We start from the raw sequence: 20,259 nt of genomic DNA, 5'->3' as shown, positions 1-20,259 counted from the left end.
TTCCAGCGGGCTAGTTCAGGATTCACAACACTTCTAACGCCAATTCTTCCTGCAAGCGAGTATAGGCTGAAAATAATCCTTCGACTTGTTTAGCGATTTCGGGTGTAAAGGTGCCAACGTTACGTCGGGTGTAGGTCGACATATTGAAGCCGCGTAATTGGAGGAAGTATTTCGATACGGTTGGATAGACGTTGTGAATGACGTCCATGCTGTCGATTAGAAATTGCTGCACTTTTGCTACGTCGTTCTGCAACTCGACATTGTTGTAGTTTTGACAAAGCCAGACGATGAGTTCGGGGAAGAAGTTGCCCTGAATGCAGGAAAGCCCCGCCGAACCAGCTTTCAATGAATCCACTGCGTGAACCATGTAGGCGTCATATAACCCGAAACCAGGCCGACTTGCCAAACGTAACTTCTCTTTAATCTGGCCAAGATCAAGGCAGGTATCTTTATGATAAATCACGCGTCCTGTATCGACGAAAAGCTTCAATTGCTCGGGCGAAATCAGTCGTTTATAAGGAACCGGGCATTCGTAAAATCCAACCGGCACATTCTCCGTTCGATCTAATAGCTGAAAAACGCGTTCGTTGAATACGCTGTCCGATTCGGCTTGTTCGGCCAGCAATCCCGTAATCAGGATTACTGCGTCGGTGCCGGTAGCGTGTACGCGTTTCACAAAATCAGCTTGCGTATCAATTGGTCCACCGAAGGTTCCTGTGGCCACAACCGGAACTGCGCCATTCGTCACCTTGATGACGTGTTCGATAATCTGAATCCGCTCGGCTTCGCTTAACTCAAACATTTCGCTCGACAGGCAATTGGCAAACAGTCCGGCAGCTCCTGCCTGTAAATACAGTTCGGTAAGTCGAGTCAGTGCATCGAAATCGATGGCGCCATTGTCTTTAAATGGCGTGAGCATAACAGGGATAAATCCCTTTTCGGCAGATGATTGGTTATTCATTGGAAAGTAGTGTAGCGCCCTCTGTTTGTTCTACAGGACGACCTTTAAGTTTTGTCAGCAGTACGCCAGCCAGAAAAATAGTCAGCGTACCGATAACGATAATCATATTGCTGTGAAATGGACTTCGAAGATAGCCGTATTCGTCAGAGAGTTTGGGAGAAAAAGTCATCCAGATAATTATTAAAACGCCAATGGTAGTAGCCAATATAGCTTCACGATTTTTAGTTTGCCGACTGATTAGGCCCAGTAGAAATAGCCCAAGCATACCAGCCGCAAAAATACCGGACAAGGTCCACCAGGCATCCAGAATACTCTTTACGCCAATCATAGCCAGCCCCGCTCCCAGCCCCATTAGTCCGACAACCACGGTAGCGATATGCAACAGTGTTAATTGTTTTTTGGATGACGGATTCGGGTTAATGTAACGCTTGTAAATATCTTCCGTAAATACCGTCGCCGATGCATTCATGCCCGAACTAATTGTACTCATCGCTGCCGACAAAATAGCGGAAATAATCAATCCCATCAGCCCCAGCGGTACGTTGGTCACCATAAAATTCGGCATCACTTTATCGCCATAATCGGCGGGTTGCAACGTAGCCGCCATACGTGAAATTTCGTCGGCAGAAGCTGTAGCAGGCAAGCGTTCAATTGCTACGTTGCGTCGAATGGTTTCGAGCATTTCGGGATGTTGCTGGTAATACGCAAACAGGCAGGCTCCTATTATAAAAAACAGCAACGAGGCTGGAACATAGAGCCATACGCACAACCAAAGTGATTTCCGGGCTTCTTCTGCCGATGCCGTGGTATGATACCGCTGAATGTAATTCTGATCCATCCCAAAATTATTCAGGTTGATGAAAAAGCCATACAGCAACACCACCCAAAACGTCGACTGCGTAAAATCGGGAGAGAAACTTCCCAGACTGAATTTACCGTTCGCACTGCCGATATCGACTATGGTTGAAACGCCACCTGGCATCGCATTCACAATCAGGTACAGAATTAGTAGCGCACCGAACGTTTTGATTACACCTTGCACGACCTCCGTCCAGATGACGGCTTCAATGCCGCCCATCACCGTGTAAATGATAATACAAACGCCCATCACCAGCATAATCGTCTGCATCGAATAGCCCGTCAATGCCTGCAAACTCAGGGCAATTCCTAGAAAAATAGAACCCATTCGGGCCAATTGCGTTAGCAGAAAACAGACGACAGCATAGGTTCTGGCCCAGGGACCAAACCGATGTTCAAAATGCGTGTAGGCTGACACTTCACCCGTACGTCGGTAAAAAGGAATAAAGAATCGTGACGCTACATAAGCAGCAATGGGCATCGACAAACTGAACACAAATGAATTCCAGTTGCCGCCAAAGGCTTTGCCCGGCACGCCCAGGAATGTATTGCTACTGAGGAACGTAGCGTAGATCGACAAGCCCGTTGCCCAGCCCGGAATCAGCCCGGAAGCGGTTGTGAACTGGTCGGCATTTTTATTTTTTCGGGAGAAATACACGCCCACCAGCACCATTGCTACAAGATACGCAGCAATAACGCCAAGGTCGAATAAGGGTAGGTTTTTCATGGGGTCAGGGTTACGAACTCAACTACCTTTTCCATGGCCTGTGTCCTCACAGGCCACTGTTCCGGATGGCTTGAGTACTGGCGCATGATTGGCCTGTGAGGACACAGGCCATGGAAAGGAATGCCAAATTATTGATTGTTCTTAAAATTTTAGAATCGTTACGTTTTCTAACGTACTTCCCTTAAATACTTGCTTTCCGTTCGAAAAGACTATGAACCCCTGCCCTTTACCGTAATGTTTTCCCGTTTTATCGTATAGAATGGTCAGGATTTTACCGTGATAGAGTACGTTGTCCAGGCAAAACCAATCCCATTTATTAGTAGGAATCAACGGATGAATTTCCAATGCCTTATCAGCGCGTGGTTTCAGGCCGACTAAGTTGTTGATGATCAGATCGGCAAAACCAGAATGATTATAGAACTTACTCCGTGGATTGTCACCTTTTAGCCACTCGCCCGTTTTTTCGTCTTGATACTCACCTAGATACAATTTCCCATTCATGGTATGCGACTTTGCATATTTGACCAGTTCGTTGTAAAAAATATCCTTCGTCATGCTTCCCTGATTCGTATAATTCGTGAGCAGATTCGACAATCCTTTCAACGTTTGCGTCGTTGCAAATGGCCATAAAGCCCCGTCCCATTCGCAACTATGTCCCGATCCATGCGTACGAAACTGCGGATGTCGGCGCTCAGCTGTCGTGATGCCCCAGGGAGCATCGAAACCCGTCGTATCGGTCAGTTGGTTCCATTGGGAAGCGTATGCCGGCGTATCATCGGGAAGGCCAAAATACCAAGGAATAAATCCGATGGCTTCGCGGACGTTTGCAAACGAACCATTTGGGTATTTTACCTCAAAAAAATGATCCGTTTTATTCCACAAACTATCCAGTGTCAGCTTTTTCAACTCCATAGACAGCCGTTCATATCGATGCTGTAGCGTGTCGTTTTTTGCCAGTTTCGCCATAGCAGCCAATGCTTTGGCGTTACCATACATGTAGCTATTGATCGTTGGGCGACGATTCTTGTCTTTCCGCGACCCACTGATCGATTCTTCCATCGCATCCTTCACGTCGAACTGCCAGAACAAACCACTGGGCAATTGTTTTTCCTGCTGCCATTTTCGATAGTCCGCATCGAGCGTCAGCAAATTTTTCTGAATAAACGGCTTGTCGAGATTGACCAGATATCGATTGTAAACCGCATCATCGACCCAGCTGCTGAATCCATGAAAGCGCTGCACCGTGTGCATTGGATCGACGTAGAGCCAGAATGAAATGTAGTCGTCAATGTATTTCTGCGTATGCAACCAGCGCCCTTCGTAAATATGGTGACCGAGCGCACTACTGACGGCATTATACTTACCTGCATGGTTTACTTTCGTGATGAATTCCGTAAAAATGAATCCCTCAGGCGTCTCTTTCAGGTGTTTCCGAAACGCCCACCATCGGTAGTAATACAACTCGCGAAGTATCGAATCGGGGCAGTCGAATAAGGGAATATTTTTCGCCAGCCAATCGAATGATTGATCATTCGGAACGTAGTTTTTAACCGCTTCTTCCTGATCGACTATATTGAAATAAGTTACGTAATCTTTGAGCTTATCTGTCGATAAAACCTTTGCCGACTGCGACCAGCCAACTGTGGTTTGGAGCAAGCAAATCAGTAAGACATAAAATTTCTGCATCTCAATTCAGAACTAATCGAACACTAAGGCTCTTCACAAAGCTAACTCCTAAATTTGTCCTGTATCTCTACTATTTTCCCTTTTAATTATACCATATTAGCTTTGACACGCCTTCTTTCTAATCTAAAAATGCATCAAAATAAGGTCCGCTCAATAGTACTTATTAGCTTAATTATAAGCACATTAACCAACGGATTTACACAATCAAACCCTATCAATCAGTACAACGTACTATGGACTAACCAAAGCAAAAATTCGTCAGAATCGATGCCTTGCGGGGGCGGGGACATTGGCTTGAACGTCTGGGTTGAAAACGGCGATTTGCTGTTCTACATGGCGAAAAGCGGTACATTCGATCAGAATAATACAGTACTAAAATTAGGTCGCATTCGGTTGAAACTTTCCCCCAATCCATTTACCGACGGCGCTTCGTTTAGGCAGGAATTAGTGCTCAACAAAGGACATATCGAAATTAAGGGCGCGACCTCTGGACTTTCGGCAACCATAACGGTTTGGGTCGATGTATTCCGGCCGGTCGTTCATGTCGATGTTTCGAGTAATAAAGCCCTGAAAGCCGAGGCTGCTTTTGAAAGCTGGCGTCATGTAGACCACATCACGAAAGGGAAAGAAAACAATGCGAATTCGTATAAATGGGCCCCGCCAAGCGAAGTAATTACGCGTAAAGATTCGATTGACTTCCAAAACAATGCCGTTTTATTCTATCATCGAAATGGCTCTGAACGCTCCGCTTTCGACGTAACAGTGCATCAGCAAGGATTAGACAGCGTTAAGAATCAGCTATTTAATCCTATCAAAAGCCTCACATTTGGCGGGAGCTTTTCGGGTAAAAACATGCAACCCGCCGGGACGTATCAAGGTACGTATTTGGATACCGATTTCCAGGGCTGGAAACTGACCAGTACATCGGCCTCCCGGACGCAGGAGCTTCTTATCACATTACACACCGCTCAATCAGATAACATAACTGACTGGAAACGGGGACTTGAACAGCAGCAAAAAGAAGCCGTTTTATCAGCAAAAACAGCGCAGTCGAAAACGCAGACCTGGTGGGCCGATTTCTGGTCGAAAAGTTTCATTTACATAAATACAGCGCCAAATTCGCCTGAATGGCAAGTTGCACGTAACTATCAACTATTACGGTATATGCTGGGTTGCAACGCATTCGGCAAGTTCCCAACCAAGTTTAATGGCGGCCTATTCACGTATGACCCATCGCTTACTGATTCCACAATGCGCTTTACACCGGATTTTCGGAACTGGGGGGGCGGAATCCATACGGCTCAGAATCAGCGTTTAGTGTACTGGCCAATGCTGAAAAGTGGCGACTGGGCCCTGATGAAACCTCAGTTCGATTTTTATTTGAACTTGCTAAAAACCGCTGAACTACGTACGGCTTTTTACTGGCGTCATAATGGAGCAAATTTCAATGAGCAAATCGAAAATTTTGGCCTTCCCAATTTTGCGGAATACGGCACAAAACGCCCGGCGGATTTTGACAAAGGCATGGAATACAATGCCTGGCTGGAGTATGAATGGGATACGGTACTGGAATTTTGCCTGATGATGCTCGAAACCGAACGATACGCGGGTCAGGATATATCGCCCTACATTCCGTTTATCGAAAGCTGCCTGACGTTCTTTGATGAGCACTACCAATATCTAGCAAAAAAACGGGGCAGTAAGGCACTAGACGCCGATAAAAAACTGATTCTGTACCCCGGTTCGGCTGCCGAAACCTATAAAATGGCATATAACTCAGCCTCTACAATTTCGGCGCTCCGTACCGTTCTGACTCGCTTGCTGGAACTTCCCGCTACGTATTTAACAACCGAAAAACGAACGAACTGGCAGGCCATGCTCGACCGGATTCCAGCGATTACATTCCGGTCGTTTGATGGACATCCGACTATTGCGCCCGCCAAAGTTTGGGAACGGATCAACAACGTTGAGTCACCACAACTGTATCCGGTATTTCCGTGGGGCATCTATAGCGTCGGCAAACCGGGGTTAGATACGGCAATCAATACCTATCGATACGATAAAGACGCTCTAAAATTTCGTAGTCATGTCGGCTGGAAGCAGGACAATATTTTCGCAGCCCGACTCGGTCTGACCGACGAAGCGGCCCGATTAACACTCCTCAAATTAGGCAATGCTCCCCGCCGATTTCCTACGTTCTGGGGACCTGGCTACGACTGGACACCCGATCACAACTGGGGCGGTTCGGGCATGATTGGCCTCCAGGAAATGCTCTTGCAGGCCGACGGTAAAAAAATCTACCTGTTCCCAGCGTGGCCTAAAACCTGGGACGTCCACGTCAAACTCCATGCACCTTACAATACCACTGTTGAAGCTATCTTGAAAAACGGTAAGCTGGAATCGTTGATCGTATCGCCCAAATCGCGACGGGCAGATGTTGTGAATATGCTGAAGTAGTACGTTGTGTAAACATTTTATTCTGGACCAGCTTTCGCCTGCCAAAGCCGTGTATCAATCGGAAACGGCTTACTATCAATAACCTGCACCTGTTCGAAAGTAGAGTGTAACGGATGTATCAGATAATTCAACGATTCAGATACCACTGCCGACGGGACTCCGATAGCGAGTGTATCCGGTTGACGAAACCAGTTGGCTAACTGGTTATGATTAGCCGTAAAATCGGCTTCATCACGCCAGTTGAGAGGTAATTCGTCTGGTGTCAGTACGCGGGGTAGCTCAGGCAATTCAATTGTGAGTAGGAAAAGTCGGGGCAAATCAGTGTAGGGCACCGTTGGCAGGTGAACCAACTGCTCCAATAGCGTTAACTCAGGTGTCGCTGATGTGTATAAAATACCGATACCCGGCGGATTCCAGCGACCACCCCACCGGCGGGCACCTTCAGCTGAAAGTGGACTACTCAGGAAACGCTCTTTAACTAACCGATAAACACGGAAAGGGAGGGAACTCATTACTAATTACGCGTAAATACCGTGTTCGATACGGCCTAAAACAGTATGCACCATGCCGAAACCTGTAACGGTATCCAACAACGTAAGGGGCGCCTGTTGACGTAATTCAGGCAAAGGAACACGCAGCCAGCGGCTAAGTACCTCAGGCCGTTCGTCAAAGACATCTAAACCGTGCCGAATCAACGCTTCCAGCAGCAATAGCCGTTCTGACGCGTTAGAATCTAATCGAGCGCTGGGCTGAATGCGATGCAATGTCCGCTCCGACAGATTCAGAACACGAGCCATTTCCCGGTCAGTCAGTCCTGCTAAAGCCGCTACTTCGTCTGCTTTAGACCGATAAACACCAGTCCTAGCCTGTTCCACTAAATTGAAACCGCTGTCTGTCGAGCCTGTTTCTAATATCAATTCCATATATGCGCCATTTGTCACAAATATAAACGCCATATGTCTTATTTACAATCTTCATTTATAAAATTCTGCAGCTATACAAACGATGGGCCATGCATCTTATAGACACTTAAATCTGCGGATCTTGCTCGTAAATGGTCCAGAGTTGCGCTTGCGAATTTGTTTTCTTAGCCAGCATGATTCGGGAATTGACGGAGCCTTTACTATCGACGGGCGTAATGTATAGATCTGATCCTTTGAGTTTTATGCGATACGCATCTTTACCAGCTGAAATAAATTCGTATTCTTGATTGGCTTGTGACGCTACTAATGGCTGCTGCTCCAGATTGACACCCTCACCTAATTTTCCGCCCTCCGGCTGCAACGTTTTGCTGGTGAATAGATTTTTCAGTTGATAGGTGCCGCCTTCAATGTGCATAAAATCCCAGGTAACGCATTTCCAGTTTACAGGCGAATAAGCAACGATCGGTGTACCATCGGCTTTTCGCGCATCCTGAACACGAAGCAAAAGCCCCGTTTGAACATTCTTTATGGCATAATGCCCACGAATGGTTTGCGCAAAACTGGCGATTTGAACCAGATTGAGAAGCAACAAACCGAGCAATAGGTCTCTGATTTTCATAACCGTTACGTTTATCCTTGTGCAAATTAATACATAACGGGCAATTGAAAAGACTTCTATTATTGACCTATCAATTCAATCACAGCGCCTTGCAGTCCCTCAGACGTAGCTTTCAGAATAATCTTACCCGGCTTTTCTTTTGTCTGAATAATGGCTAAGGCTTTGCCATTGTAAGCGCGTCGGTAGGTCATACAAACCACAGACTACTTCAAAAGTAGTTCCCTTCTAAAACGCTTTCAGCCCACTATCCAGGAAATTCAGGAAATGAGTTGGGTCGTAGTTGGCACCCTCCGGCTCGACCAGTGGTTTGCCATCTTTACCCAGTAATACGTAATACGGTTGCGAATTGGTATTGAACCGACTTGCCTGTAAATCACTCCATTGATTACCGATAGTTTTGATTTTTTTTCCGCTGTAAGACGAAACTCGTTTTTCATTTTCAGCCAATTCGGTTTTGTCGTCTACATAAAGTTGAATCAAAACGTAATCGTCTCGCAAACGTTTCAAAACGCTGGCATCAGGCCAAACAGAAGCTTCCATCTTACGACAGTTTACACAAGCATGTCCCGTAAAATCAATCAACACAGGCTTGTTCACTTTCCGAGCGTACGCCATGCCTTCGTCGTAATCGAAGAACGCATTGAGACCCAACGGTGCGTGGAAAATATCGCCGTATTTTTTAGGAGCAGAATGACTGGCATCAGCCACCGGAGCACCGCCCAAAGAGCGGGTATACAAGTCAAAATCCTGCGTTTGTTGGGGCGGTAGGAAGGCCGCCACCGATTGCAACGGAGCACCCCACAAACCCGGAATCAGATAGAGTGCGAAGGATAACGAAAGAATCGACAGAAATAGTCGGGGAACCGTAATACTGGTCAATTCGCTATCGTGCGAAAACCGAAGTTTGCCCAGCAGATAAAAGCCCAACATGGCAAAAATGATCACCCAAAGCACAATAAATACCTCACGATCAAACCATTGCCAATGGTAAGCCAGATCGACGTTGGAGAGGAATTTTAGGGCCAAAGCCAATTCTAAAAAGCCAAGTGTCACCTTAACTGAGTTCAGCCAGCTTCCTGATTTAGGCAACGACGTCATCCAGGAGGGGAACAGCGAAAACAATGTAAATGGCATTGATAACGCCAGCGCAAAACCAAACATGCCTATTGCCGGACCGATCAATTGGCCCATGGAGGCCGCCTGAACGAGCAACGTCCCGATGATCGGCCCTGTGCAGGAAAAGCTAACCAGTGCCAATGTAGTCGCCATGAAGAAAATACCTATTAATCCACCCCGATCCGCTTTTTCGTCCATTTTGTTAGCCCAGGTCGTAGGCAACATAATTTCGAAAGCACCGAAAAACGAAGCAGCGAAGGCTACCAACAACAGAAAAAAGGCAAAATTAAAAATGCCGTTGGTCGAAAGGTCATTCAGCGCATCAGCTCCGAAGAGAATAGTAATCAACAACCCCAGCGATACATAGATGACGATAATTGACAATCCGTAAATCAACGCATTGCGAATACCTTGTGCCCGAGTTCCCGACCGTTTCGTAAAGAAACTAACGGTCATGGGTAGCAATGGAAAAATACAAGGCATCAGAATAGCAGCAAATCCACCCAACAACCCAGCAAGGAAGGTAACCCATAAAGATTGTCGTTCTGGGCCAGGCGCAGTACCTACTGCTGCTTCCTGCGGTTGAGTGCCAGGATTTTCCGTTGGCTGAATGGTAGTTGGCGCTGTCGCTGCAGAATCGGTTACTGTAGCCGATGGCGTTTCCTCAGCCGGGGTAAATTCGATGCCTTCAGTCGAGATGGTATCCTGAGCATAGGCCTGATAGTTACTTAATAAACTGACGAGCAACCCCAGTAATATCAACCCAAGAAAACGATTTCCGATCAAGCGCCGAAGGGCAGTCACGCCCTGTAACGAATACGTATTCATGACGATTGCTTACTTAACTGGGATACTAAATTCGAGTTCATCAGGAGGCAAACACTTCTGATCATTACAGCTCATGAACTCAACACTACCTTTTACCGTAACGGGACCAGTACCTTTCAGCTTAATTTTTTGCTGAAAAACAACGGCATTTTCAAAGTAACTTACCTCCATATCGAAGACCTTTTCCAGTTTGGTAATGGGCTTGGGCTCCTGCGTTTTATTGGCTAATGCGTACGTTGATGCAGGTGTAAACTTGAAAGTCGTTTTGATTGGACCGCCCTCTTTTACATTCTGGGAATAAATGTGCCAACCTTTATCAATAGTGGCTTTCATCAGCAGAACAGCCTCGGTTGGACTCGTTTTCTTAGCCGCATAGCTCCAACGTACGGGCTTTTCAATTTGTGCCTTGACCTGTAAAGCCATTAGAAAAACGACAATGGCCAACAACATTTTTTTCATAATCGAGTGGGTACTGAATGTACCCGTTGTTTTAGTTTGTAAATATAATTGGGTTAACGAAAACCTATTCCGAATAACACAGAAGGCTTATTTAACAGGAATGGTAAAGTCAACCTCGTCGAGAGGCAGACAAACATGCTTCTGGTCATTACAGCTGATGTAAGCTACATTCCCTTTCACCAGAATGGGGGCGTTGCTTTTCAGTTTGATTTTCTGTTGGAAAACAACGGCCTCTTCAAAATAACTCACTTCCATATCCAGAATTTTTTCCAGTTTGGTAATGGGCTTGGGCTCCTGCGTTTTATTGATTAATGCATAGGTCGGAGCGGGTAAAAATGTGAAATTCGTTTGTACAGCTTCATTATCTTTTATATGCTGCGAATAAATATGCCAACCTTTGTCAATAGTGGCTTTCATCAGCAGAACGGCTTCAGTCGGGCTCGTTTTCTTAGCGGCATAACCCCACCGAACGGGCTTCAAAATCTGGGCATTAACTTGTAAAACCGTCAGTAAAATGATAACAACTAGTACCTCTTTTTTCATGATCGAATTCACTCGTTAATCCGTGTAGCCTAACTATTCATTTTCCTTTTTAAGCTTAATGACATCAATAACGTTCGATACCACCGAAATTTATACGTCATCCTGGCTATAACTACAATTATTGAGCCATCCTACTCAGCTCTGACGAGTGAATAAAATGGCTCAATTTAACTCAGTTGTGTAAAGGATTATTGGACTAATCGACCAATATCAAACCTGAAAAACCGATTTCAAATACGTTGTATTGGCAGTGAAATTCTTTTTGACATTCCGTGGATCATTGGCATCGCGGGAACGCTCGATGACGAGCCAGCCTTTCCAACCCATATTGTCCAGCGTTTGCTTCACTTTCTTCAGGTCGATTCGGGTGTTGTTTTGGAGCCAGACGCCATCTTCATCGGTGCAGTGAATCTGGCAAATTCGCTTTTTGCCGAGGATTCGTAATTCCTCATGTAAATCGCGACCGGCTTTAAGCGGATTCGAAAAGTTGACATAAATCTGAATGTTCTTTGATCCAATTTCATCCAGTAAAGCTACCTCCCCTTTCGCATCCAGCGATGTTTCGATACCTACTACAACACCCGCTTTCTTCGCCATTTTACCCACTACTTTCAACCGGTCAATAATGGCCGGACGGAGTTCAGGATTTTTAACCAAATCGCCTTGTATACCTAATGGCAGGAACGCAACTTTCACCTTAAGCGCGTTCATCGTATCGAAGCAATCCTGAATCATGCGTTGATACGTCGGTCGAGTCGCAAAGGATTGGGCATAGAAACCAGTCATGGCCAGCGAACAGATTTCCAGATTCAGCTCGTTCGCTTTATCGATAAACTGTTGACGTACTGCTGGATTGGCTAATTGATTATCAAACGTTTCCCGATCCCCCAAACCCCCCATATCGACCTCCACGCCATCCGCACCGATTTCTTTCGTCAGTTGAAACGCACCCAGTTTTTGCCGTTTCAGAATCATAATATCAGCTACGGCTATCTTATAAGATGACTTCGCAGCCGCAAACAGGCATTCTTCCGGTAAGAAACAACCGGCTGACAGCAATGCGCTTGTCGTCAGAAATTGTCGGCGATTAGCGTTCATGTTCGTATTATTAAAACTTTCCGAGAGGCTCCGTTTTATGCGCAGATCCGTTTGGGGACATTGGCGGATAGGATGCTTTCGAAGCTGTTCGCCAACCGCTGTAAAGCAGATTTTTATCCAGTTTTGGTTTCGGAAAAAACAGACTTGCAACATAGCCAACGCCAATTACAACCAGGTGGCTGTATACGCCCAACATCAGTTTGTGATGCGTGAAATTATAGTCACCCAAGTCTAGCAGTAATTTTTTATTATCACCTAAACCGATTTTAGTTGACGTCAGAAAGGCATAGCTTGTAAACAGAATGCATACAATAATGGCAATGTTGACGCCCTGTTTATTGGCCCTCGCACTGAAAATCCCCAGCAGAAAAATCCCAACAATACCACCTGAAAAAATGGCGTATAACGTAAACACGATTCCCAGAACGCCCTCATTACCAGCTTGTAGATAGATTGCACCAATACCAATAGCGATCAGCCCGGAGATGACAACAATCGTTTTACTGACAGTCAAATAGTCTTTATCCGTCTGATAGGGGCGGGCCTTTTTATAAAAATCTTCCAGACCGACAGCCGCCAGCGAATTCAGGTCCGCGCTGAGACTGCAAATAGCGGCCGAAATCATAGCCGCCAGAATAAATCCCACCACGCCCGTCGGGAATTTGGTCATGATGAAATACGGGAAAACCGCATCAGGACGCAGCCCTTCCGGTAATGACTGTTGCTTATAATACACAAACAGAGCCGTTCCGATAAACATAAATAGCGCCCAAACTGGTACCGTCAGCGAAATGCCAAGAATCGATGCTTTGATAGCGGCTTTGTCGGTTTTTGCAGTCAAATACCGTTGCACAACGGTCTGGTCGGTACCGTATTTCTGAATGGCATAGAAAGCACCGTTAATGACCATTACCACAAACGTCAGCTTCGTAAAATCCAGATCATACGGCCCAAAACCTGTTCGAGCATTCGCTGAAGCGGTGTTGATGATTTCAGAAAAACCGCCATTAACAGAGGAAATGATGACAACTACGCAAAGAATTCCACTGGCAAACAGCATGAAACCCTGAAACACATCGAGCCAGATAACGGCTTCGATACCGCCCAGCAAATTGACCGTAATGATAATCAGCCCGACTACAACGATGATGTAGAACGTATCACCACCCGTCATATTAGTCAGGGCTACCGACAGTAGAAAAAAGACAGTCCCCATTGATGAGAACTGCCTGAGTACAAAAGCGATAGAACTATAGTAACGCGCAAACGAACCAAAGCGTTTTTCGAAGTATTCGTAGGTACTCAGGCCGATTACTTTGCGATAAAGCGGGACAATAAACCAGATAGTACCCAGCAGAACTACCGGTACCATCAACCCCTGAACCAGCAGCAGCCAGTTCGACGAATAGCCTTCGCTGGGATATCCCAGAAACGTAACACTACTGATGAGTGTCGCCAGCAACGACATGCCAATAGCCCAGGCTGGCACCCGACCTCTGGCGGCAAAATAGGTTTCGGTCGTACGCTGGTTTTTCGCGTATCGTAACCCAAAATATAGGTTGATTAACAGTATCGCAACGATTATCAGATAATCAATTACGCTCAACGTTGGGTTTGACATTCAGTTTAGGAATTAATCAAAATGTCCATAAATCCGTTGGCCACTGATAGCTTCCGGGTTTTACAGTAATGTGCAATGGCGTTCTGCCAACAGCCGCGCTTCGAACGACACCCGGCGCCAGTTCCTGCGTCGGAGCGAGTCGTGTAACGTCAATAGCTCGCAACACGGCCGAAGCTGTTGAACCGCCTTCGATAATCAGTTCGTCAACCGCAACCTGGTCAAGTACTAGCTTCGCAGCTTTTGCCATCGTGGTGCGCAACCGAACGGCCAGCTTACAGGAGTTCACAGCCGAGCCAGGGTCGATTGCCATGATAATCTGTTCGTGCCGTCGAAAACAGCTAACGATTTTGTCTACCCAATTGTCTAATTCAGCTGGTTCCGGATCATCCAGTTGCATCAAGGCGCTCGGCATGTAGCAAACGGGCTTTCCTGCTGCGGCTGCTTTTTTCACCAATTCAACACTTGCGCCGAAGGCCGTTCCACAAATAAAAAGTCTATGCTGGCCAAACGTATTCAATGCGCCAGCTGAATAGTTGAGTGTGTAACTTCCTGACAGGATAGCCGTAAAGAAACCAGCCCCACCAACTGGCAACGTCTGTCTGTCGATACGGGTAGCCCACCAATTCAGATCACCTTGCGTACCCACCTCGCCAATCGTAATACCCTGCCGTAGCAAAAGCGTCGTGGGGGGTTGTACGCTTATTGGTACATTGTTGACAGCCATCCGCTTCATTACGTTCGATTCAGTAATTGGAAACTCAGGATCTTTCGAAAAATGAGTTTCGTGAATAAGCATCCCCTGAACGTAATAATGACCGTCGATTAGAATTCTACCCAACGCTGGATTGGCTGGCACAATGAGCGCTTTCGCAAAACCCAAAACTTTCAGTTGTGCACTGGTTTCGGCAACTACATGTCCGCGCAATACCGAATCAACTTTTTTAAAAATCAATTGCGGTTTTATTGCCCGTAACGCTGTGCTCACTTCGGTCATTTCCTGTACCGCTTCCGATTCCGAAACCGACCGGGCATCCGTCGCAATAACAAGCAAATCCGCTTTTGATTGCGGATTTACTGCCATAGCCAATTCGACAGTCAACCCATAGGTCATCCCAATTCCAGCCAGTTCAGCGGCCCCCGTTAAATCGTCAGCAATGACGGCGATCATAGTTAATGAGCGAAAAACTTAAGCTAATATCCGCTCTTTCGATCTTTCATTCTTTCGCTCTTTGGCAAGTTGCACCGCAGATTCAATGGCCAATACCATCGCATCGGGGCTGGCGACGCCTTTTCCAGCGATTTCAAATGCGGTTCCGTGATCGACGGATGTACGGATAATCGGCAGCCCCATCGTAATATTCACGCCTTTTACACTGTCCATCTGCTTTTTATCAGCGTTCCATTTGAAGCCTGTGAGCTTAAACGGAATATGTCCCTGATCGTGATACATAGCGACGACACCACCGTAATAACCCGTAGCCGCTTTCGAAAATAAGGTATCGGCTGGCACCGGCCCCTCTACGTCGAAACCACGCTGTTTAGCTTCCAGAACGGCGGGTAAGATTTCCTGATCGTCTTCAGTACCGAACAAACCCGAATCACCTGCGTGAGGATTTAAACCCGCCACACCAATTTTCAGATTGGTTTCGCCCAGTGAGATTAAGCCATTGTGCAGCAACTCGACAACTTCAAGAATGCGATCTTTTTTGACTAAGTCGCAAGCTTGCCGAAGCGATACGTGGGTTGATACGTGAATCACTTTCAGGTTATCCTCAACGAGCAACATACCGTATTTCTTCGTATTCGTATAATGCGCGTAGATTTCGGTATGTCCGGCAAAGTGATGACCCGCTTCATTGATGGATTTTTTGTTGATTGGCCCCGTAACAGTTGCATCGATTTCGTCAGCCAGGGCCAGGTCGATAACGGTTTTTACCGAAGCAAAAGCCGCTTCGCCCGCCATCGCCGAGATTTCACCGAACATCAAATTCGACACATCGACATTATTGAGGTCATACACATCGACTGTCCCCAATTGACATTTCGCGTCCTGTACTGATTGTATAGGGTGGATAACGGCCTTCAAGCCAAGTCGCGACGTAATATCGGCGAATACAGACGCATCGCCCACCAGAATTGGATTACAGATGTCGTAGATTTTCGGATTCAATAATGCCTTTACGGCTATCTCGGGCCCAATACTAGCCGGGTCACCCATCGTAATTCCGACGATTGGTTTTTCTTCTCTATTCATTTTTCTACTATAAAACCCTCTTCCTACAGGGGAAGGATTTAGGGTGAGATATACTGTTCGTAAACCTTACAATTGTATTTCTTCTTTCACTAACACGTTGGCAAAATCGGCCTTTAATCGGGTTTCTTCCTGAACTGACAGCGGCTGAAGCGGAGGCATCATGGCAGTAGCACACAGTCCATTTTCCTGCATAAGCACTTTCAACGCCCAAAGCGATTCACCCAGCGTACGACCGGATTGATAAACATGGCCGAAAACGTCGGATTGATTCTGATAATAAAATGCTTTTTCGTCATCACCATCCTGTACGGCTTTCAGCATATCGCGATAAATACCAGGAAATAGATTACCCGTACTTGGTACGAGGCCGTCACTCCCAGCCAGTAAGGCATGCGCAGAACGAGCCGCCCAACCCATAAAATGGCTAAAATCAGGTCGGTTTGCCCAGAGTGCCAGTGAGTCTGTCAACCGTTCAGTGCTACGTTCGGAGTCCTTAATACCCACAATATTTGGGTGATAACTCAACTCATCAATCACTGAAATTGGAATGGACATGCGGGTGGTAGCGAAAATGTTGTAGATAATCAGCGGACCGTTCAACTGATCAGCCAATTGCTCAAAATAACGCTTCATCTGACTCTCCGTAAGCGCATAATAGCAAGGCAACGTAGCACAAACGGCATCGACACCGGCCTCAAAGCTTTCGTTCGCAAACGCAACAGATTCTTCCAGGCAATTCGACGAAATTCCGGCATACAGCATTGTATTGCCTGACTTTAATCGAGCCATTTCTTTCACGTACTCCCTTTTTACAGATATCGGCAACGACGTTGCTTCGCCTGTAGTTCCCAGCACAAAGGGCATCGCTTCATTGACCTGAAGATTACCCATCATTTTCTCAACGGCCGCTACATCCAGTCGATACGTGTCGGTCAGGGGTGTAACCAGCGGAACAACAATACCCCGGTATTTCTTTTGCATACGCATTGGCTAATAAGCTGCTGTATAAATGGTTATGGCATCGTCGAGCGTGATTTCCCGTGGATTATTTTTCAGTAACCGGGTGATTTTCAACGCATCTTCTGCCATTTGTGGAATAGCATCTTTAGAGATTCCTACGTCGCGCAGACGAGCGGGAATCCCACATTCTTCAATCAATTGTTTAATTTTCCGGACACCGGCGGCAGCTGTTTCAGCCTCATCGCTACTTTGCTCGCAGCCCAGCGCAACGGCCACCTGTGCGTACTTACGTACCGACGCAGGAATAGTAAACTCCATTACATATGGCAGCAACAACGCATTGGACAGCCCATGCGCCAGATGGAACATGCTACCCAACGGATACGATAGCGCATGAACACCCGCTGTATTGACCGGCCCAAGACAGAAACCACCGAGCAAACTTCCCATCGCGACCTGCGTACGAGCCTCTTCGTCAGACCCGTTCCGCACCGCTTGCACGATATTGGCCGCAATCAGACGCATCCCTTCAAAGGCATACATATCGATAAAAGGCTGAGCAAATTTGTTGATATACGCTTCCAGACAGTGCGTCAGCGCATCAATTCCCGTAGCTGCTGTGATAGCTGGTGGAACACTAATGGTCAATAGGGGATCGACATAAACAATGTCGGGAACCAGGAATGGACTGATGATGCCTTTCTTCTGATTATCAGCATCATCGACCAATATCGCATTGGGAGACGCTTCGCTGCCCGTTCCCGACGTAGCAGGTACACAAATCAGTTTTTTCCGACGGCCCTTTAGTTTACCAATACCAAGCATATCCGTCAGCGTCTGATCATTTTCCAGCTGAGCGGCAACTAGTTTCGCTACATCGAGTACACTGCCCCCACCAATCCCCAATACAACGTCGGGATTGAATGGCGTAATAGATTGCATCAACGTTGTAAAATCGGCAAACGACGGTTCCTGTACGATACTGGTATCTATGCGCACCTGCATACACCTTGTTTCCAGGTGATCAATCAGGTATGTTAACTGATCCAGTAATGGGCTAATCGTGATCAGCAGCACCTTTTTGGGCGACAACTGAATCACTTCATCAACCAGATTCGCCAGCGAACCTCGGCCGAATACCAGCTTACCAGGAAAATGTATTTTTAACTCCTGTACCATTGTCAAAACTTCGGCTTTGTCTTCCCGTTGCTGTGTCCTCACAGCAACCTATGCGTCAGCAAGGCCTTACCTGCTGGACAGGTTGCTGTGTCCTCACAGCAACGGGATTTTTATTCTTTTAATCCTTTGTAATCTCCTTCGCAATGGGTGCTGAATAGCCGTCTAAAGCAGGCCAGACGCCGTTTACGATTGGTTTCAATTTTAGTTTTGCTGGGTCGATAACCGCATGTTTGATTTTTTGCCGACGCCAGGTGTAAATCACATGAACCATCCCCTCAGTCGTTTGAATGACAGATGGATATGAGTATTGGCTAATTGGTGAATCTTCCAGGATCAGGGCGGCTGACCAATTTTTCCCGTCGTTCGATACAGCCAGATTCAAGGGTGTACGTGGCCCTTTGGCAAGATCGCCGGGAGGCAGTACGTGGTTGTATACCAGCACGTGCCGACCGTCTTTGAGCGTGACTGCATCGGTTCCAGAGTTGTTGTTTGGCAAGGTCGATTTCGTCAATGGCGACCAGGTTTCACCGTTATCTGCCGACCACGATTCTTCAATCGCACGGTCTCGGCTACGGGCCAGAATCTGAAGCTTACCGTTACCGTACGACAGAATGCTTGGCTGGATGGCGTTCAGCGTTTTGCCATCGTTCAGCGGACCGATTTTGCGCCAGGTTTTGCCGAAATCTGGTGTTACTTCGAAATGGATTTTCCAGCCATCACCTTCTGTACTTGTCGGGCAAAATAGATTTCCATTTGCCAGCAGCACAGGTTTGTTTTTGATCGGGCCAAGATAGCCTTCGGGTAATTTTTTCGCAGTGGACCACGTACGTCCGCCATCTGATGACGTTTTCAATAATCCCCACCACTTGGATGGACTCGGACCAACCTTGTAGAAGAGCATCAAATCCCCTTTGGGAATCTGATATAAAACAGGATTCCAGCAAGCGAATCGAAGGGTATCGTTAATAATGCCGTTGGCTACATTCTGCGGGGCCATCCATTTGCCCTTCTCCTGCCGACTCACCCAGATACATACGTCAGGATTTCGCTCCTTAGTACCACCAAACCAAGCCGATACCAGGCCAGTGGGCGTTTCAGCAATGGTTGCCGCGTGGCTCTCCGGAAACGGCGGATTATCAACTACAAACTCATCCAGCACCAGTCCCGACTGCCATTTAGCCAACTGGGCAAACGTGGCGCGGAATAGCGTCAGGCTGATAAGAAGGGTGATATAAAGTATTTTCTTCAACATCTTCAGAATTTATTACTCACGTTGCTGTGAGGACACAGCAACGTGGAGTTGTCTCACTTTTTCTCTGCTGCTTTTTTCGCTTTGATAGCCGCTGTATAGGTGTTATACATCTCCCGCCAATTGCGGCCGTTGGCGTTTAGGTATTGCTCGGATTTAGTTTTATAGATTTCGAAAATGGCCGAGATTTCCTTCATGTTTTTGTAGTCGACTGCCTGTTCACGTGCTTGTTCCAGAAATCCCTGAATAGTGTTCTCTTCTTTCTCCGTGATGTTTGGCACAATAGCCTTATAGCCGTTCATGGTGAAGGCCACTTTCCCAATCGTGTATTTATCCAGCACTGCATCGACCTGGCTTTTCTCCAAGTCCTTTTGAAGGCCCGCCATCAAGGCTTGATGTACCGTTGACGGAATAGCCGAATCAGCGATGAGTTGCCGATCAAGTTCAGACAATGGTTTTCCTGTAATTGGGTTGATACCCGCAGGAACTGTACTGGCCGGATGCTCATTGTGCCAGTCTCGGACGGTTTTCAGGTGAGTAGCGACTACGTCAGTCAGGCGTTTTTCCTTTTCGGCATCATTCAGATTCAGCGACGCAATCCATTCAGCCGCTTTCTTTTCCTGTTCGACATCCGCTTTGGCTGTTTGCTCCTGAATAAAAGTGGGCGATGCTACCCCTAAGGCAATAGCGATTACCCAAAAGTTGAGTACCTTTTTCATCC

The 20,259-nt window shown here is 46.7% G+C and carries 19 protein-coding genes; 1 reads left to right on the top strand and 18 read right to left on the bottom strand.

Annotation, left to right across the window (positions count from 1 at the left end; genetic code table 11):
- Positions 1 to 22 precede the first annotated feature (22 nt).
- The 3 genes from ACYVE4_RS21345 to ACYVE4_RS21335 all read right to left on the bottom strand — a co-directional run bounded on the left by ACYVE4_RS21345 (position 23) and on the right by ACYVE4_RS21335 (position 4,232).
- Complete coding sequence (locus tag ACYVE4_RS21345; RefSeq protein ID WP_461042267.1) at positions 23 to 961, bottom strand: dihydrodipicolinate synthase family protein; 939 nt, start codon at positions 959 to 961, stop codon at positions 23 to 25.
- Positions 954 to 2,546, bottom strand: a complete 1,593-nt coding sequence (locus ACYVE4_RS21340) for a sodium:solute symporter family protein (protein ID WP_461042266.1) — start codon at positions 2,544 to 2,546, stop codon at positions 954 to 956. The genes ACYVE4_RS21345 and ACYVE4_RS21340 overlap by 8 nt, the downstream gene beginning before the upstream one ends.
- Before the next feature lie 141 nt (positions 2,547 to 2,687).
- Complete coding sequence (locus tag ACYVE4_RS21335; RefSeq protein WP_461042265.1) at positions 2,688 to 4,232, bottom strand: MGH1-like glycoside hydrolase domain-containing protein; 1,545 nt, start codon at positions 4,230 to 4,232, stop codon at positions 2,688 to 2,690.
- A gap of 129 nt (positions 4,233 to 4,361) precedes the next feature.
- Here ACYVE4_RS21335 and ACYVE4_RS21330 point away from each other — a divergent pair, with 129 nt between their 5' ends.
- Complete coding sequence (locus ACYVE4_RS21330) at positions 4,362 to 6,689, top strand: DUF5703 domain-containing protein (protein WP_461042264.1); 2,328 nt, start codon at positions 4,362 to 4,364, stop codon at positions 6,687 to 6,689.
- Positions 6,690 to 6,706: 17 nt separating this feature from the next.
- Here the strand turns inward: ACYVE4_RS21330 and ACYVE4_RS21325 are convergent, their stop codons facing one another.
- The 15 genes from ACYVE4_RS21325 to ACYVE4_RS21255 form a co-directional block, all read right to left on the bottom strand.
- Positions 6,707 to 7,201 carry an RES family NAD+ phosphorylase gene (locus tag ACYVE4_RS21325; RefSeq protein WP_461042263.1) on the bottom strand — a complete coding sequence of 165 codons (495 nt, stop codon included), beginning with the start codon at positions 7,199 to 7,201 and terminating at the stop codon, positions 6,707 to 6,709.
- A 6-nt stretch (positions 7,202 to 7,207) separates the two neighbouring features.
- A complete protein-coding gene (gene parS / locus ACYVE4_RS21320; RefSeq protein WP_461042262.1) occupies positions 7,208 to 7,612 on the bottom strand; it encodes a type II RES/Xre toxin-antitoxin system antitoxin in 405 nt (134 codons plus the stop codon).
- Between the two features lie 106 nt (positions 7,613 to 7,718).
- Complete coding sequence (locus ACYVE4_RS21315; protein WP_461042261.1) at positions 7,719 to 8,231, bottom strand: RICIN domain-containing protein; 513 nt, start codon at positions 8,229 to 8,231, stop codon at positions 7,719 to 7,721.
- A 59-nt stretch (positions 8,232 to 8,290) separates the two neighbouring features.
- Positions 8,291 to 8,422 carry a hypothetical protein gene (locus ACYVE4_RS21310; protein ID WP_461042260.1) on the bottom strand — a complete coding sequence of 44 codons (132 nt, stop codon included), beginning with the start codon at positions 8,420 to 8,422 and terminating at the stop codon, positions 8,291 to 8,293.
- A 34-nt stretch (positions 8,423 to 8,456) separates the two neighbouring features.
- Positions 8,457 to 10,175: a protein-disulfide reductase DsbD family protein gene (locus tag ACYVE4_RS21305; RefSeq protein WP_461042259.1), complete on the bottom strand. Its 1,719-nt coding sequence runs from the start codon at positions 10,173 to 10,175 to the stop codon at positions 8,457 to 8,459.
- Positions 10,176 to 10,184: 9 nt separating this feature from the next.
- Positions 10,185 to 10,634, bottom strand: a complete 450-nt coding sequence (locus tag ACYVE4_RS21300; RefSeq protein ID WP_461042258.1) for a protein-disulfide reductase DsbD domain-containing protein — start codon at positions 10,632 to 10,634, stop codon at positions 10,185 to 10,187.
- Between the two features lie 87 nt (positions 10,635 to 10,721).
- On the bottom strand, positions 10,722 to 11,177 hold the full coding sequence (locus tag ACYVE4_RS21295; protein ID WP_461042257.1) for a protein-disulfide reductase DsbD domain-containing protein: 456 nt from the start codon (positions 11,175 to 11,177) through the stop codon (positions 10,722 to 10,724).
- Between the two features lie 210 nt (positions 11,178 to 11,387).
- A complete protein-coding gene (locus tag ACYVE4_RS21290; RefSeq protein WP_461042256.1) occupies positions 11,388 to 12,275 on the bottom strand; it encodes a sugar phosphate isomerase/epimerase family protein in 888 nt (295 codons plus the stop codon).
- 10 nt (positions 12,276 to 12,285) lie between these two features.
- A complete protein-coding gene (locus tag ACYVE4_RS21285) occupies positions 12,286 to 13,896 on the bottom strand; it encodes a sodium:solute symporter family protein (RefSeq protein WP_461042255.1) in 1,611 nt (536 codons plus the stop codon).
- 16 nt (positions 13,897 to 13,912) lie between these two features.
- A complete protein-coding gene (locus ACYVE4_RS21280) occupies positions 13,913 to 15,064 on the bottom strand; it encodes a four-carbon acid sugar kinase family protein (RefSeq protein WP_461042253.1) in 1,152 nt (383 codons plus the stop codon).
- Between the two features lie 18 nt (positions 15,065 to 15,082).
- Entirely contained in the window at positions 15,083 to 16,150 is a 1,068-nt protein-coding gene (pdxA, locus tag ACYVE4_RS21275; RefSeq protein ID WP_461042252.1) for a 4-hydroxythreonine-4-phosphate dehydrogenase PdxA, read from the bottom strand.
- Between the two features lie 66 nt (positions 16,151 to 16,216).
- A complete protein-coding gene (locus tag ACYVE4_RS21270; RefSeq protein ID WP_461042251.1) occupies positions 16,217 to 17,131 on the bottom strand; it encodes a dihydrodipicolinate synthase family protein in 915 nt (304 codons plus the stop codon).
- A gap of 9 nt (positions 17,132 to 17,140) precedes the next feature.
- Complete coding sequence (locus ACYVE4_RS21265) at positions 17,141 to 18,331, bottom strand: iron-containing alcohol dehydrogenase (RefSeq protein ID WP_461042250.1); 1,191 nt, start codon at positions 18,329 to 18,331, stop codon at positions 17,141 to 17,143.
- Positions 18,332 to 18,407: 76 nt separating this feature from the next.
- A complete protein-coding gene (locus tag ACYVE4_RS21260) occupies positions 18,408 to 19,541 on the bottom strand; it encodes a sialidase family protein (protein ID WP_461042249.1) in 1,134 nt (377 codons plus the stop codon).
- Between the two features lie 53 nt (positions 19,542 to 19,594).
- Positions 19,595 to 20,257 (bottom strand): DUF3826 domain-containing protein, encoded by a 663-nt coding sequence (locus ACYVE4_RS21255; RefSeq protein WP_461042248.1) that lies wholly within the window; start codon positions 20,255 to 20,257, stop codon positions 19,595 to 19,597.
- Positions 20,258 to 20,259: the final 2 nt, after the last annotated feature.

It is taken from the genome of Spirosoma harenae, from assembly GCF_054776975.1.
Note: the sequence above shows the minus strand (reverse complement) of the source record. Positions and strands in the feature narration are given on the sequence as shown.

Coding starts and splice junctions, on each gene's coding strand:
- ACYVE4_RS21345 (WP_461042267.1), bottom strand. CDS start 961: ATGAATAACCAATCATCTGCCGAAAAGGGATTTATCCCTGTTATGCTC.
- ACYVE4_RS21340 (WP_461042266.1), bottom strand. CDS start 2,546: ATGAAAAACCTACCCTTATTCGACCTTGGCGTTATTGCTGCGTATCTT.
- ACYVE4_RS21335 (WP_461042265.1), bottom strand. CDS start 4,232: ATGCAGAAATTTTATGTCTTACTGATTTGCTTGCTCCAAACCACAGTT.
- ACYVE4_RS21330 (WP_461042264.1), top strand. CDS start 4,362: ATGCATCAAAATAAGGTCCGCTCAATAGTACTTATTAGCTTAATTATA.
- ACYVE4_RS21325 (WP_461042263.1), bottom strand. CDS start 7,201: ATGAGTTCCCTCCCTTTCCGTGTTTATCGGTTAGTTAAAGAGCGTTTC.
- parS (WP_461042262.1), bottom strand. CDS start 7,612: ATGGAATTGATATTAGAAACAGGCTCGACAGACAGCGGTTTCAATTTA.
- ACYVE4_RS21315 (WP_461042261.1), bottom strand. CDS start 8,231: ATGAAAATCAGAGACCTATTGCTCGGTTTGTTGCTTCTCAATCTGGTT.
- ACYVE4_RS21310 (WP_461042260.1), bottom strand. CDS start 8,422: ATGACCTACCGACGCGCTTACAATGGCAAAGCCTTAGCCATTATTCAG.
- ACYVE4_RS21305 (WP_461042259.1), bottom strand. CDS start 10,175: ATGAATACGTATTCGTTACAGGGCGTGACTGCCCTTCGGCGCTTGATC.
- ACYVE4_RS21300 (WP_461042258.1), bottom strand. CDS start 10,634: ATGAAAAAAATGTTGTTGGCCATTGTCGTTTTTCTAATGGCTTTACAG.
- ACYVE4_RS21295 (WP_461042257.1), bottom strand. CDS start 11,177: ATGAAAAAAGAGGTACTAGTTGTTATCATTTTACTGACGGTTTTACAA.
- ACYVE4_RS21290 (WP_461042256.1), bottom strand. CDS start 12,275: ATGAACGCTAATCGCCGACAATTTCTGACGACAAGCGCATTGCTGTCA.
- ACYVE4_RS21285 (WP_461042255.1), bottom strand. CDS start 13,896: ATGTCAAACCCAACGTTGAGCGTAATTGATTATCTGATAATCGTTGCG.
- ACYVE4_RS21280 (WP_461042253.1), bottom strand. CDS start 15,064: ATGATCGCCGTCATTGCTGACGATTTAACGGGGGCCGCTGAACTGGCT.
- pdxA (WP_461042252.1), bottom strand. CDS start 16,150: ATGAATAGAGAAGAAAAACCAATCGTCGGAATTACGATGGGTGACCCG.
- ACYVE4_RS21270 (WP_461042251.1), bottom strand. CDS start 17,131: ATGCAAAAGAAATACCGGGGTATTGTTGTTCCGCTGGTTACACCCCTG.
- ACYVE4_RS21260 (WP_461042249.1), bottom strand. CDS start 19,541: ATGTTGAAGAAAATACTTTATATCACCCTTCTTATCAGCCTGACGCTA.
- ACYVE4_RS21255 (WP_461042248.1), bottom strand. CDS start 20,257: ATGAAAAAGGTACTCAACTTTTGGGTAATCGCTATTGCCTTAGGGGTA.